Origin of the sequence: Streptomyces sp. NBC_00385, from assembly GCF_035917155.1 — a bacterium.
Lineage (GTDB): Bacteria > Actinomycetota > Actinomycetes > Streptomycetales > Streptomycetaceae > Streptomyces > Streptomyces poriferorum.
Genome location: NZ_CP107951.1, coordinates 3,995,699 through 4,008,506, shown reverse-complemented (window position 1 = coordinate 4,008,506; position 12,808 = coordinate 3,995,699). Strand labels below are relative to the sequence as shown.

Below are 12,808 nucleotides of genomic sequence, written 5' to 3'. Positions count from 1 at the left end.
CTTTCTGCTGGCTCCGTGCTGGCCCCAACGCCACCCAACGGCACCGCACGAGACCGCACGAGACCGCATGTAGGGTGACCGGAAACGGAAACCGCATCCCGCTGACCAGCACGGGAGCGTACGGGGCCGACCGTGGTCAACGGGACCGCACGAGACCCTATGGGGCCTCCGCAGACTTTTAATCCGTTGGTTGTGGGTTCGAGTCCCACACGGCCTACGCGATGCAGGGTCGGGCGCAAGCCCGGCACCTGCGAAGAAGCGCCTCCACCCGGTCCCGGCCGGGTGGAGCCGCTTCGGCCCGAGTCCGCCGCCTGGGACGACCCGGTCGTCATGCGGGCGCGTGCCCGCATCCGCCACCTCGTCCAGCCCGCCGACCAGGCCTACGGCACCGCGGAGGTGCGCGCCCGGGTGGCGTCCTGGCCGGCGGAGCACCCGGACTTCGCGCCCGGGTACGACGGCCCCGCCCGTGAGGAGTGGGAGTCGGCGATGGACACGCGCCAGGACACGCCATGACACGGCACCCCATGACACGCCACGGCGAGACAGGGCACGGCGAGACACGCCACGACACGGCGACGGTGCCGGCCGTGGAGCAGCCGGCACCGTCGCCGTGTCGGGTGGTCAGACGAGGAGCTTCGTCTTCGCCCGCTGGTATTCCTCTTCCGAGATCGCGCCCTTGTCCTTGAGGTCCGCGAGCTTCGAAAGGTCCTCGACGTGGCTGCTCTTCGGCGCGCCGTTCGCGTCGGACGAGCCCGCGGCCTCTCTCACGTACGCCTTGAAGGCCGCATCGCGTTCCTTCGCGTCCTTCACGTCCCGCTGGCCCATGGATTTGCCACGAGCGATCACGTAGATCAGAACGCCCAGATACGGCAGCACCAGTGCCAGGACCAGCCAGCCCGCCTTGGCCCACCCACCGAGGTCGTCACTGCGGAAGATGTCCATGATGACCCGGAACAGGAGGAAGAGCCACATGATCCAGAGGAAGAACCAGAGCATGGTCCAGAACAGGTTGAGCAGAGGGTAATCGTCCATCGTCCACTCCAGGCGCCGCGTCGAATGGCTGAATCTGAAATCAGTCATATCACCGCATTTGGGCGTTCGCCCGTTGAGGTTTCCCCTGTTCCGCCAGGAGGGGGAAGAAGGACGGGCGGGTGTGATGCGGCGCGGCGCGGCGGGGAGCGGTGGCTACTTCTCCGGTACGGCGGCGGTGCCGGAGGCCTCGGCGGAGACCGTGTCGGAGGGCTGCTCGGCGGGATCGGACGGCTGCGGGGCGGCGGGCGCGGTCGTGGCCTCCGCGGCGCGTGCGGCCGCTGCGGACTTTCGGCTGTGCACCAGGATTCCTATGAAGCCGGCGATGAACCCGCTGATCAGGCCCGATATCGCATGGTTGAGCGCGTTGACCGATTCACTGTCCGGGAGGCCGACGGCGACGTAGTTCACCGCCGCGCTCATCACCGCACCCATCAGGCCGCCGATGACGCCGCTGATGACGGCGCCGCGTACGGGCGAGGGCGGTGTGGCCGGTGCGGCCGGGGCAGAGGCGGGAGCGGGAGTGAGCGGTGCGGTCATCGTCGAGGGCCCTCCAGACAGGCTGCGATGAGAGACCGGGAGTGGCTTGTGGGGCGCGGTGACTGCGCGTTCCGGGGCCTGCTCGCACGGGCAGCCCACCGGTCCGGGGGATGCAGCAGTTACCTTGCGGCAGAACACGTGTTCCTTGCAACACCTTCTCGTTTTCGACACGTTGACGGGCCGGTGAAGTCCCTCCACGGGAGGCGGGCTGTCCTCTGCTGCCGGTGTGCGCCGTCAAGGCGGCCACGGGGATGGTTTGTTCGGGTTCGCCGACGTGGATTCGCCCTCCAAGCCGTGTGGTTGGGGGAACGGGTGCCGAATGCGGGTAGGGGTGCACAGGGCGGGCCTGAGGGCGGCCGACAGGTCCGATCAGGGTCCGATCAGCAGGTCCGGGGCGGGTCGGGCTGTGGGCCAGGGCTGTGGGCCCGGGCGTCGCCCGTGGGGGTGCGCGCGCCGGGGTGTACGCCGGGTGGTCATGAGGGTGGTCATGAGTGCCTCGAACATGCCGTAGAGTTGTGTTTACCGACGCGGGGTGGAGCAGCTCGGTAGCTCGCTGGGCTCATAACCCAGAGGTCGCAGGTTCAAATCCTGTCCCCGCTACTGAAGAATCAGGCCCGGCATGCATACAGCGTGCCGGGCCTGATTCGTTTGTACGGCGTGGGCCCCTGGCCCGTCGGTCCGTGGCCCGCCGGGTTGGCCGGTGCGGGGTCGTATCGCGTTCGCGTACCCCCATTGGCCGACGAGGAGTCGCCCCGCGACCCTGCTCCGGGAAGCCTGGGGGTGGTGCGCGGTACCGTCCGCGGCCGTGGACACACCGGGCAGGAGAGCAGTAGGTGGGGAAGCGGGAGAAGCGGCGGACGAGGCGGGCCGGGGGTGTGCGGACCCGCCGGTTCGTCAGGTTGCTGCCCACGCTGATGATCGTCGGGGGCGTGCTGTTCGACGGTCTCACCCCGCCCGTGTTCACCGCCATTCCGTTGTTCGCGGCGGCCCCGCTGATCGCCGCGCCGTTCTTCTCGCTGGCCAGCACGGTCCGTACCGGCGTCGCCGCGCTGCTGGCCGTCGCCGTGCTGCGGCTGTCCAGCGGCACCCTGCTGCAGGTCGTGCCCTCCATCGAACTGCTCACCGTCCTCACCGTCTCCGTCCTGGCTGTCGTGATCAACGGGGTCGTGCGGCGCAGCAACGAGCAGCTTGCCTCCGCCCGCGTCATCGCGGAGACGGCCATGCGGGCGGTGCTGCCGACACCGTCGGACCGGATCGGCGGGCTTCAGGTGGCCGCGCGGTACGAGGCGGCGCAGGCGGACGAGTTCGTCGGCGGCGACCTGTTCTCTGTGGCGGACAGCCCGCAGGGGGTGCGGCTGGTGGTCGGGGACGTGCGCGGCAAGGGGCTGGATGCCGTGGAGGCGGTGGCGGTGGTCATCGGGGCCTTCCGGGAGGCGGCCGAGCAGGAGGAGACGCTGGAGGGCGTCGCGCTGCGGCTGGAGCGCGCGCTGGCGCGGGAGTCGGACCGGCGTGGTGGCCTGGACGCGTTCGAGGGGTTCATCACCGCCGTGCTCGCCGAGGTCCCGCCGGGGTCGGGCCTGGTGCGGATCGTCAACCGCGGTCACCCCGAGCCTCTGCTGCTGCACACGGACGGGGAGCTGGAGGTGCTCGGTCCGTCGGTGCCGGCGCTGCCGCTGGGGATGGACCTGGGGGTGTGGCCGGACCGGGCCGACGAGTGGGACCTGCCGGCCGGGGCGACGCTCCTCCTCTATACGGACGGCCTCTCCGAGGCCCGTAACGTCGAAGGCGTCTTCTACGACCCTGCCGAGCGGCTGCGGGGACGGATCTTCCCGGGGCCCGAGGAGCTCCTCTCCGCACTGACCGATGACGTGCGGCTGCACACGGGGGGCGAGTCGACGGACGACATGGCGCTGCTCGCGGTCGTGCGGCCCGCCGAGGGGCAGCCCGACCGGCGCAGGACCGTGAAGATCGTCGGTCTGGGCGACGGCGGCGGCTGAGCCGGGTCCCCGCGGTCAAGGTGCGGTGGGAGCAGTGGACGGCGATGCCACCGTCCGTAACCGAAGGGCACCCCTCCGCATAACATTTGACGCAACGTCAGAAACCGGGTGATGACCGAGGGGCGATCAACTCGCCCGATTGCACCCGGTTGTGTCCCGTAAAGTCCAGGCCAAGGACGTGAACGATCAGTGGGAACGGCTTGGAATCGGACCCCGGTGTCTATTAACGTTCGATAACGCAGCGCGGTTGTCCCAGCCGCCGTCAGTGGCGGCACCGTGCGCGAGCGCCGAATTCCGCAAGGGAACCGGGGAACCACCTACATGGGGTGAATCGGGCATCTCTGTCTTGTTTGTGAGACGGAGGAACCCGTAGGAGACCTTCCTGCTCCGAACCCGTCAGCTAACCCGGTAGGCGAGAAGGAAGGAAAGGAGTGCGCCCCCGTGGCGTCCAACAAGCCTGCCCCCGAAGCTCCCTCTCGGTTCCGGTCCGAGCACGGCGATGACTTCGCCACCCGGCCCGCCACCGCATTCGGTACGGAGTGCGGGGCCGACTACGCGACCGATTACGGGACCGATCGGGGCAGCGACTTCGGAAACGACTTCCGCACCGACGAGGCCGGGCCCGACAGGACCTGGGAGGAATGGAACCCCACCGAGGAGTCCATCCGTCCCGTGCGCGGCAAGCACCGCGTCGCCAAGCAGCGCAATGGTCTGGCCCGCAGCTCCACCGTCCTCGGTGTCGGCGTCATCGCGGCCGTCGGTGCGGGTGGCATGGCCACCGCCCAGAGCAAGCCGCCGGTCTCCATCTCTCTTCCCGATTCCATCTCGGACAATCTCCCCGACGCCAAGTCCCTCCCGGGCGTCGGCGCACTGTTCTCGGGAGAGTCGGAGTCCGCTGCGGAGAAGGCTGCGGCCGAGACCGCTTCCGCGCCGCTGACGACCGCCGGTATCACCACCGCCGAGGCCGAGCAGGGAACCACGGACGCCGGTGAGGCACTCCGCGCCCGCATCCTCCAGCAGGCCGAGCAGCAGCAGGACGCCGCCGACGCCGAGGTCAAGGCGGCCGCGGAGAAGGCGGCCGCCGAGAAGGCCGCCGCCGAGGCGAAGAAGCAGCAGGACGCGGCCGAGGCCAAGATCGCCGCCGAGAAGAAGAAGGCGGCGGAGGAGGCTGCGAAGAAGGCGGAGGCGCTGCGGCTCGCCAAGCTCGCCGCCAGCTACGCCATCCCCACCTCCTCGTACACGATCACCTCGACCTTCGGTGAGGCCGGATCGATGTGGTCCTCCGGCTACCACACGGGCCTCGACTTCGCGGCGCCGACCGGTACCCCGATCAAGGCCATCCACACCGGCACGGTCAAGTCGGCCGGCTACTCCGGTTCCTACGGCTACCGCACGGTCCTGGAGTTGGAGGACGGCACGGAGCTGTGGTTCTGCCACCAGTCCTCGATCGACGTCAGCATCGGCCAGAAGGTCACGACGGGCGACACCATCGGACGCGTCGGCGCGACCGGCAACGTGACGGGCCCGCACCTCCACCTGGAGGTCCACACCCCGGACGGCACCGGCATCGACCCGATGGCCTGGCTGCAGGCCCGGGGCCTGACGGTCTGAGACCGCTTCCTGCGGAACGGTCCGAGGGGACCGTTTCCCCGGGACGGTCCGAGGGGGCCGCTTTCGGAGGACGGTCCGAGGGGACCGTTTCCTCAGGACGGTCCGAGACCGCCCCCTTCACGCCGGTTCTCCGGCCACGAAACCCCGGCAGCCCTGACGCTCACCCCCCGACGTCAGGGCTGCCGGTCTGTCCCCGCCACTTCCACATCCGCTGCCGGTCTGTCTCCGTCACTTCCGCATCCCCGCGTCCACCGGTTCAGATGTACAGGCCACGGAATAGCGGAGCCCGTGGAGGTGGTTGTTCCACCCATGACTTCTCTCCGCAAGCTCGGTTCCTCCAGCCTCCAGGTCTTCCCGCTCGCCCTCGGGGGCAACGTCTTCGGCTGGACCGCCGACGAGGCGCAGTCCTTCGCGGTGCTCGACGCGTACGCGGCGGCCGGCGGCAACTTCATCGACACCGCCGACGCCTACTCGGCCTGGGTCCCCGGCAACGAGGGCGGCGAGTCGGAGACCCTCATCGGCAAGTGGCTCGCCGCACGCGGCAACCGCTCCGACATCGTCGTGGCCACCAAGGTCGGCTCACACCCTGCCTACAAGGGGCTCTCCGCCACCACCATCAAGGCGGCTGTCGAGGAGTCGCTGCGCCGGCTCGGCACCGACCACATCGATCTCTACTACACGCACTTCGACGACGAGACGGTCCCGGTCGAGGAGATCATCACCGCCCTCGACCAGCTGGTGAAGGACGGCAAGGTCCGCGAGATCGCCGCATCCAACATCAGCCCGGAGCGGCTCCGCGCCTCGCTGGACTTCTCCGAGCGCGAGGGGCTTGCCCGCTACGTGGCTCTGCAGCCCCACTACAACCTCGTCTCCCGCGACACGTACGAGGGCGAGCTCCAGGACACCGCAGCCGACGCCGGGCTCGCGGCCGTCCCGTACTTCGCCCTCGCCTCCGGCTTCCTCACCGGCAAGTACCGTCCGGGTGCGGCTGTGGAGAGCGCCCGCGCCGGGAGCGCGGCCACGCACCTGGAGTCGGAGCGGGGACAGAAGGTGCTTGCCGCACTCGACAGGGTGGCACAGGAGCGGGACGCGGAGATCGCGACCGTGGCGCTGGCGTGGCTGGCCGCCCGGCCGACCGTCGCCGCACCGATCGCCTCCGCCCGTACGGTCGAGCAGCTTCCCGCGCTGGTCGCCGTCGCCGAACTGCGGCTGACGGACCAGGAGCTGGCGGACCTCACCGAGGCCTCCGCCTAGTCCTCCTGGCCCAGTCCTCCTGGCCTAGCCCTCCTGCCCGCCGTATCCCTGCGGGTTCGTGTACGGGGGAGGGGAGGGGGAGTACGGCGGGTTCGCGTACGTACCGGGGAGCGGGTGGTACGGCGCGTTCGCGTACGGCGGCGCGCTGTAGGGCTGCCCGGCGTACGGGTGCGCGGGCTGCGCGTACGCCGCGTGCGGGTACGGAGGGTGTGCCGCGGGTGCGGAACGGGGGCGCAGGCGGCCCGTGGCCTGCGCCGCGAAGGTCAGGGCGGGGCGGGCGGTCTCCTTGCGCTGCCACAGGTGATGCAGCAACTCCCGCTCACGTTCGGCGAAGTCCGGGCCCGCCGTGCCGCGGCGGGCCTGGCGGCGCAGAAAGGCGAGCGAGGTCGCGAACGACTCGTACTCGGCCACCGCCCGGGCCGCTTCCCTGCCCCGGGCCTTCACTTCCTTCCGCGCCGCAGCGGATATCGGAGGGTGGGCGTGCGCGGGGCCATGGGCGTGCGCGGGAGCGTACGCCGGGTGGTGGGCGTGGCTGTGGGGCCTGCCGTACGGGCCTTCGGCCGCCGCTGCCGCCGCGCGTCGGCGGGCGATGTCCCTGGCCATGCCGCGGGCCCGCATCGAGGAGAGGGCGAAGGGCTCGGCGGGGGACAGCCAGCCGGCCGCCGCGTACTCCGGCAGCTCGATGCCGAGGGTGCGCAGCTCGCGCAGGCGGGCCCAGACCGCCAGCCAGGTCACGAGCCCGAAGACCGGGACCATGAAGGCCCCGTACACGGCGTAGAAGCCGTACGGGCCGAACGAGGACGAGCCGTTCCACAGGGCGTGCATGCCCATGGCAAGGAGCAGCCCCAGCAGCGGGAGCGCGAGGCGCCGGACCCGCTGATGGCGCGCACTGCTCGCGGCGATCCCGAAACCGATGCCGGTCAGCACGGTGAAGAGCGGATGGGCGAACGGTGACATCACCGCACGTACGAAGAACGTCGCCGCGGTCACCGAGGCGAAGCCCGAGCCGAGCTGCTGGTCCTCGCCGAAGGCGTTGCCCAGATAGAGGATGTTCTCGGTGAAGGCGAAACCCGTCGCGGTGAAACCGGCGACGACCACGCCGTCGACGATCCCGCCGAAGTCCCGTCGCCGGAAGAGGAAGAGGAGCAGCACGGCCGCTGCCTTGGCGCTCTCCTCCACCACGGGCGCTATGACCGTCGCGCCCAGCGTGTCCGCGCTGCCCGGGTCGGCCGTGGCCGTGGCGATCCACCGCGTCGCGAAGGAGTTCGCGAGGATCGCGACCAGGGCGGCCGCGCAGGCTCCCCAGGCGAAGGCGAACAGCATGTTGCGCCACGGCCCCGGTTCGACCCGGTCGAGCCAGCGGAACGCCGTCATCAGGACCGGGACGGGCAGCACGGCCAGACCCAACCCGACGAGGAACCCGTGCGTCCCCGTCTGGTCGCGGACCAGGGCGAGGATCACCAGGCCGCAGAGCGCCAGCACGGTGAAGACGGCGACGACGCGGAGCGTCCTGCTCCGCCACAGCATGCCGACGCGGCGCGGGCGGTAACGCCACTGGCTCCGGTCCGGCACAGCGGTCAGGACCCCGCCGCCGGCCAGCTGCTCCTCGAGCGACGGGACGGCCGGCTGAGACTGTCGCTGCTGAACAGACCCGTCGGACACCCCACGACCCTAACGAGCGGCACTGACAACGGCCATGGCGCGTGGTGCGCTCCCGCGGACAACGGCCATGGCGCGGGGGCGGCTCCTGCACCGACGGCCGTGACGCGCGGGCGGCTCCCGCGGCCGGCATCCCTGGCGCGGGGTCTACTCCCGGGACCCCGGAAGACCGCCCGGGCCCCTGGAAGACCGCCCGGCCCCCGGTTCCGTCAGCGGCGGGCGAAGAGAAGGTCGTGCACCACGTGGCCCTTGTCCAGGCCCTGTCCCTCGAACCGGGTCAGCGGCCGGAACGCGGGCCGTGGCGCATAGCCGCCGTCCGCCGACGTGTTCTCGAAGCGGGGGTGCGCGGTCAGCACTTCCAGCATCTGCTCGGCGTACGGTTCCCAGTCGGTCGCGCAGTGCAGGACCGCCCCGGGCTTCAGGCGCTGTGCCGCCAGGTCGAGGAACTCCGGCTGGATCAGCCGGCGCTTGTGGTGGCGCGACTTGGGCCACGGGTCGGGGAAGTACACCCGCAGCCCGTCCAGGGCGTCCGGCTCCAGCATTTCGCGCAGCAGGATGATCGCGTCACCGTTGGCCACCCGGATGTTGGACACGCCGTTCCGGTCCGCGAGACCGAGCAGGTTGCCCTGGCCCGGGGTGTGCACGTCGACCGCGAGGATTCCGGTGCCCGGGTCGTCGGCGGCCATCTGCGCGGTGGCTTCGCCCATGCCGAAGCCGATCTCCAGGACCACCGGGAGCCCGTCGAACAGCTCGGGCAGATCGAGGACGCGCAGCCCGTCGATGTCCAGGCCCCACTTCGGCCAGAGCCGCTCCAGGGCGTCCTGCTGGCCGGGCGTGACCCGGCTGCGGCGCGGCTGGAAGCTGCGGATCCGGCGCTCGTGGTGCGAACCGGCCGGATCGGCCGCGGGGCCGCCGGGGAAGCGGGGTTCCTGGCGCAGCCTGCGGGCACGGTCCAGGGCCGCGGCGCGCAGCTCGTCCGGGATTCCGGCGGTGGCGGGCGCGGCGTCGTCCGCACCGGTGGAGGCCGTGCCGTCCGTCCCGGTGGCGGGCGGATCGGTGGGGAGCGTCCCGGAGGGGAGCGTGCTGTCCGTCTCGGCAGCGGCGTCGCCGGGCGTCGCGGGGGAGGGGTTCAAGGGCTCAGACACAATGCCCTGATTCTACGGCGGGCGGCTTCCACCCCGTCCCCTGTGCCCGGAGCAGCGCCCTGCGTGCCACCTCCCGCCCGATGGGCAGTGCGGCCGTGGCGGCGGGCGACGGGGCGTTGAGCACGTGCACGGTGTGCGGGGCCTCACGGATCAGGAAGTCGTCCACCAGCGTGCCGTCCCGCAGCACCGCCTGGGCCCTGACCCCGGAGGGGGAGGGGCGCAGGTCGTCCTCCGTCACCTCCGGCAGCAGCCGCCGGACGGCCGACGTGAACGCGCGCTTCGACAGCGAGCGGTGCACCTCGCCCGCCCCGTACCTCCAGTGCCTGCGGGCGATCTGCCAGGAACCAGGCCAGCTCACGGTGGACAGCAGCTCGCGTGGCCGTACGACCGGCCAGCCGTATCCCTCGCGGGCCAGCGCCGGTACGGCGTTCGGCCCGACGTGGACGCTGCCGTCGTGGCCGCGGGTCAGATGGACGCCGAGGAACGGGAACGCCGGGTCGGGCACCGGATAGACGAGGCCGCGCACCAGCTCGGGGCGGGCCAGCTCGTAGTACTCCCCCCGGAAGGGCACGATGCGCATCCCCGGGTCGTCCCCTGCCAGCCGCGCCACCCGGTCGCAGTGCAGCCCCGTGCAGTTGACCAGCACCCGGGCCCGCACCACCAGGCCGTCCGCCGTCCGTACCGCGACGCCCCACGGCCGCCGGTCGATCTCCGTGACCTCGGCGCCGAACCTGATCAGGCCGCCGCCGCCCCGCACCTCGGTGGCGAACCGCTCGGCGACCGCGCCGAAGTCGCACACCCCCGTCGTGCCCACCCGGATCGCGGCGAGCCCCCGCACCCGCGGTTCGTACTCCGCGATCTGCGCGGGCCCCAGCTCGCGCACCGGAAGCCCGTGCTCCCGGCCGCGCTGCACCAGGGCGTGCAGCCGGGGAAGCTCGGCGCGGCCGGTCGCGACGATCAGCTTGCCCGTCACGGCGTGGGAGATGCCGTGCTCCCGGCAGAAGTCGACCATCTCCGCCGCGCCGCGCACCGCGTACCGCGCCTTCAGCGAGCCCGGGGGGTAGTAGATACCGCTGTGGATCACCCCGCTGTTGCGCCCGGTCTGGTGGCGCGCGGGGCCCCACTCCTTCTCCAGCACGGTCACCCGTGTGCCCGGTGCGGTCCGCGTGATCGCATACGCGGCCGACAGGCCGACGATCCCGCCGCCGATCACCAGCACATCGCAGTCGTACGCCGCGTGCGTCATCATCACGCCACCTCCCACCCCGATAGTGCACTGACCCACTGACAACGCACTCAAACCAATGCGGGCACAGCGTGGCGGATCCCGCACCCGGCCCGGCCGGGCGCGGGATCCGGGGCCGGGCCGGTGCGGGGCCGGCTACGCGGGGGCGACCAGCAGCGGGCGGGCGCGCTCCCGCAGCTCGACGACGCGCGGCTCGTCCCCGTAGGGCTCCAGCCGGTGCAGCAGGTCGCGCACGTACTCGGTGGTCCGTGCGGACGAGATGCGGCCCGCGACCTCCACGGCCCGGGTGCCCGCCGCGCAGGCCGCGTCCAGGTTTCCCGACTCCAGTTCGGCGACGGCCGAGACGACGAGCCGCAGACCGTGCGAGCGGACGAACTCCTCGGTGGGTCTGGACAGCGCCTGCTCGGTGAAGCGCCGCACCTGCCGCGGCGCCTTGAGGTCGAGGTGGCACTCCGCGGCGTCGGCGGCGAAGCGGTCGTACGAGTAGAAGCCCAGCCACGACGGGTCCGCGTCGCCGTCCCTGGAGCGCTCCAGCCACCCCTCGGCGGCCTTCAGCGCGGATCCGGCGGCCGGTGCGTCGTTCGCCTTCGCGTGGGCCCGGGCCTCCACGAGGCGGAAGAAGCTCATGGTGCGTGCCGTCGCGAGACCGCGGTTGCGTTCGACCGCCGCCTGCGCGAGGTCGACGCCCTCGTCGGCGAAGCCGCGGTAGGTCGCCTGGAGTGACATGGAGGCGAGGACGTAGCCGCCGAGCGGTACGTCGGCCGCGGCCCGTGCCAGGCGCAGCGCCTGGATGTAGTAACGCTGGGCCGCTTCCTGCTGGCCGGTGTCGAAGGCCATCCATCCGGCGAGCCTGGTCAGTTCGGCGGCCGCGCCGAAGAGCGCCCGGCCGACCTCGTCGCTGTACGAACCCAGCAGCAGCGGTGCCGCGTCAACCCGTAAGCACTCCGGGACCATGGACGAACGCCAGTCCCCGCCGCCGTACTTGGAGTCCCAGCGGCGCGCGTCCTGAGCGGCCTCCCGCAGTTTGGACACATCGCTGTGGCCGACCCGCAGCGGCGAGACGGCGTGAGCGGAATCCGGGCCCGGCTGGACGGGGATCGACGGGCTGTGCCCGGACAGCAGCGAAGCACCAGGAGGCAGCGGAGCGCCGGGCGGAAGTGCGGCACCGGGCGCGTTCGACGTCCCTTGCGCCCCTGCTGCGCCCTGCGCGCCCTCTGCGCTGTGCGTACCCAGGATCTCTGCCACCGCCGCCGTCGAGGCGCGGGCCACCGACGGGTCGGCGGGGGATATCAGCCAGCGGGACGCGGGGGTCGCGTACGCACTCACCGAGAACGAACCCGCCAGCGACTGCCAGATCCCGCCACTGCCCGCCCGGCGCCCGGCCAGATCCAGCCGGTACAGCTCGGTCGCCGAACGGACCGCCTCACCCACATCGCGGGGGAACGCCAGTCCGACCTCCGGCGCCGGGTCGGCGTCGGCCAGCCCGATCTCGTGCAGCGGGACCGGCCGGCCGAGCTTGGCGCCGATCGCCGCGGCGATGAGATGGGGCGCGGCGCCCTGCGGCACCATGCCCTTGGAGACCCACCGGGCCACCGAGGTCTTGTCGTACCGAAGTGTCAGTCCGCGCTGCGCCCCGAGGTCGTTGACCCGCCGGGCGAGCCCGGCGTTGCTGATTCCCGCGAGGGCGAGAACGGTTCCGAGCTTGTCGTTCGGTCCGCGTTGCTCCCTGGACATGCGCCACCCCTCGACACACAGACGGCAGCCGCGTCACCGATGCGGCGCGCGGCATTCGTACCGGGTTCTCCCCAGGGACGAACCCCGGCACTCCGGCCGCACACGCATTTGGCCGAGCCCCGAGGAATATGCCGCCCTGCTGAGAACATCAGTAAACCCAGCGTAGTTCGCCGCATCCCTACCGTTAAGGGCCGGACGTCCGTATGGCGGGATTGTTGTCCGTACCGGCCACGCGCGGGGGACGGCGGGAAGCCGAGCGGCGCGAGTGACGGAAGTGGCGGGCCGGGCGAGCGGGAGGCGAACGTCGCGCGAAGGAAGGGCGGAGGAACCGCGGAGAGGGCGCGGGGGTGCGGGGGAGGGTCTGTGGAGCCCCTCAGTGCCCCCGCGCGGAGATCGCCGGGGCGGCGCCCGGAGGAATCGGCCGAGACTGTGGACGGGGGCCCGCGAGTGGGCGGGGAGGGGCGGTGCGGGCTCTACGGTCGCCCGCCGACCAGCCAGGACCCGAGCGCCGGGGTGCTTCCGACGCCCGGCCCGTACGGCCTCCGGGAGCCTCGGCGGGGCCCTCGTCCGGGGTGTCGGCGCGTGCTCCTGGT

Annotated in this window: 10 protein-coding genes, 1 tRNA gene and 1 riboswitch; of the genes, 5 read left to right on the top strand and 6 right to left on the bottom strand. The window is 71.9% G+C overall.

The genetic code is table 11. The features are described from left to right. The first annotated feature begins 282 nt into the window (after window positions 1–282). Entirely contained in the window at window positions 283–513 is a 231-nt protein-coding gene (locus OG959_RS17665) for a hypothetical protein (RefSeq protein WP_326659554.1), read from the top strand. A 108-nt stretch (window positions 514–621) separates the two neighbouring features. Here OG959_RS17665 and OG959_RS17660 read toward each other — a convergent pair whose 3' ends face one another. Further along, a complete protein-coding gene (locus tag OG959_RS17660) occupies window positions 622–1,032 on the bottom strand; it encodes an SHOCT domain-containing protein (protein ID WP_326659552.1) in 411 nt (136 codons plus the stop codon). A gap of 153 nt (window positions 1,033–1,185) precedes the next feature. Beyond that, complete coding sequence (locus tag OG959_RS17655; RefSeq protein WP_326659550.1) at window positions 1,186–1,569, bottom strand: hypothetical protein; 384 nt, start codon at window positions 1,567–1,569, stop codon at window positions 1,186–1,188. 526 nt (window positions 1,570–2,095) lie between these two features. Here OG959_RS17655 and OG959_RS17650 point away from each other — a divergent pair. From OG959_RS17650 to OG959_RS17635, 4 genes are all read left to right on the top strand, one after another. Further along, window positions 2,096–2,169, top strand: a tRNA-Met gene (locus tag OG959_RS17650). 233 nt (window positions 2,170–2,402) lie between these two features. After that, on the top strand, window positions 2,403–3,566 hold the full coding sequence (locus OG959_RS17645) for a PP2C family protein-serine/threonine phosphatase (RefSeq protein WP_326659548.1): 1,164 nt from the start codon (window positions 2,403–2,405) through the stop codon (window positions 3,564–3,566). A 275-nt stretch (window positions 3,567–3,841) separates the two neighbouring features. Further along, window positions 3,842–3,996, top strand: a riboswitch (cyclic di-AMP (ydaO/yuaA leader). Between the two features lie 11 nt (window positions 3,997–4,007). Beyond that, entirely contained in the window at window positions 4,008–5,177 is a 1,170-nt protein-coding gene (locus tag OG959_RS17640) for a M23 family metallopeptidase (RefSeq protein WP_326659546.1), read from the top strand. 309 nt (window positions 5,178–5,486) lie between these two features. Continuing rightward, complete coding sequence (locus OG959_RS17635; protein WP_326659545.1) at window positions 5,487–6,431, top strand: aldo/keto reductase; 945 nt, start codon at window positions 5,487–5,489, stop codon at window positions 6,429–6,431. A gap of 24 nt (window positions 6,432–6,455) precedes the next feature. On the opposite strand, the gene OG959_RS17630 is transcribed toward OG959_RS17635, so the two are convergent. From OG959_RS17630 to OG959_RS17615, 4 genes are all read right to left on the bottom strand, one after another. Next, window positions 6,456–8,093 (bottom strand): PrsW family intramembrane metalloprotease, encoded by a 1,638-nt coding sequence (locus tag OG959_RS17630; RefSeq protein WP_326659543.1) that lies wholly within the window; start codon window positions 8,091–8,093, stop codon window positions 6,456–6,458. Between the two features lie 206 nt (window positions 8,094–8,299). Beyond that, window positions 8,300–9,235, bottom strand: coding sequence for a tRNA (guanosine(46)-N7)-methyltransferase TrmB (gene trmB, locus OG959_RS17625; RefSeq protein ID WP_442805589.1), 936 nt, complete (start codon window positions 9,233–9,235; stop codon window positions 8,300–8,302). Then, window positions 9,228–10,484, bottom strand: a complete 1,257-nt coding sequence (lhgO, locus tag OG959_RS17620; RefSeq protein ID WP_326659541.1) for an L-2-hydroxyglutarate oxidase — start codon at window positions 10,482–10,484, stop codon at window positions 9,228–9,230. The genes trmB and lhgO overlap by 8 nt, the downstream gene beginning before the upstream one ends. 132 nt (window positions 10,485–10,616) lie before the next feature. After that, on the bottom strand, window positions 10,617–12,215 hold the full coding sequence (locus OG959_RS17615; RefSeq protein WP_326659540.1) for a sporulation protein: 1,599 nt from the start codon (window positions 12,213–12,215) through the stop codon (window positions 10,617–10,619). Window positions 12,216–12,808 lie beyond the last annotated feature (593 nt).

What these genes read in the sequence shown, in the direction of transcription:
- OG959_RS17660 (WP_326659552.1), bottom strand. Translation starts at nt 1,032, where the DNA reads ATGGACGATTACCCTCTGCTCAACCTGTTCTGGACCATGCTCTGGTTC.
- OG959_RS17655 (WP_326659550.1), bottom strand. Translation starts at nt 1,569, where the DNA reads ATGACCGCACCGCTCACTCCCGCTCCCGCCTCTGCCCCGGCCGCACCG.
- OG959_RS17635 (WP_326659545.1), top strand. Translation starts at nt 5,487, where the DNA reads ATGACTTCTCTCCGCAAGCTCGGTTCCTCCAGCCTCCAGGTCTTCCCG.
- lhgO (WP_326659541.1), bottom strand. Translation starts at nt 10,484, where the DNA reads ATGATGACGCACGCGGCGTACGACTGCGATGTGCTGGTGATCGGCGGC.
- OG959_RS17615 (WP_326659540.1), bottom strand. Translation starts at nt 12,215, where the DNA reads ATGTCCAGGGAGCAACGCGGACCGAACGACAAGCTCGGAACCGTTCTC.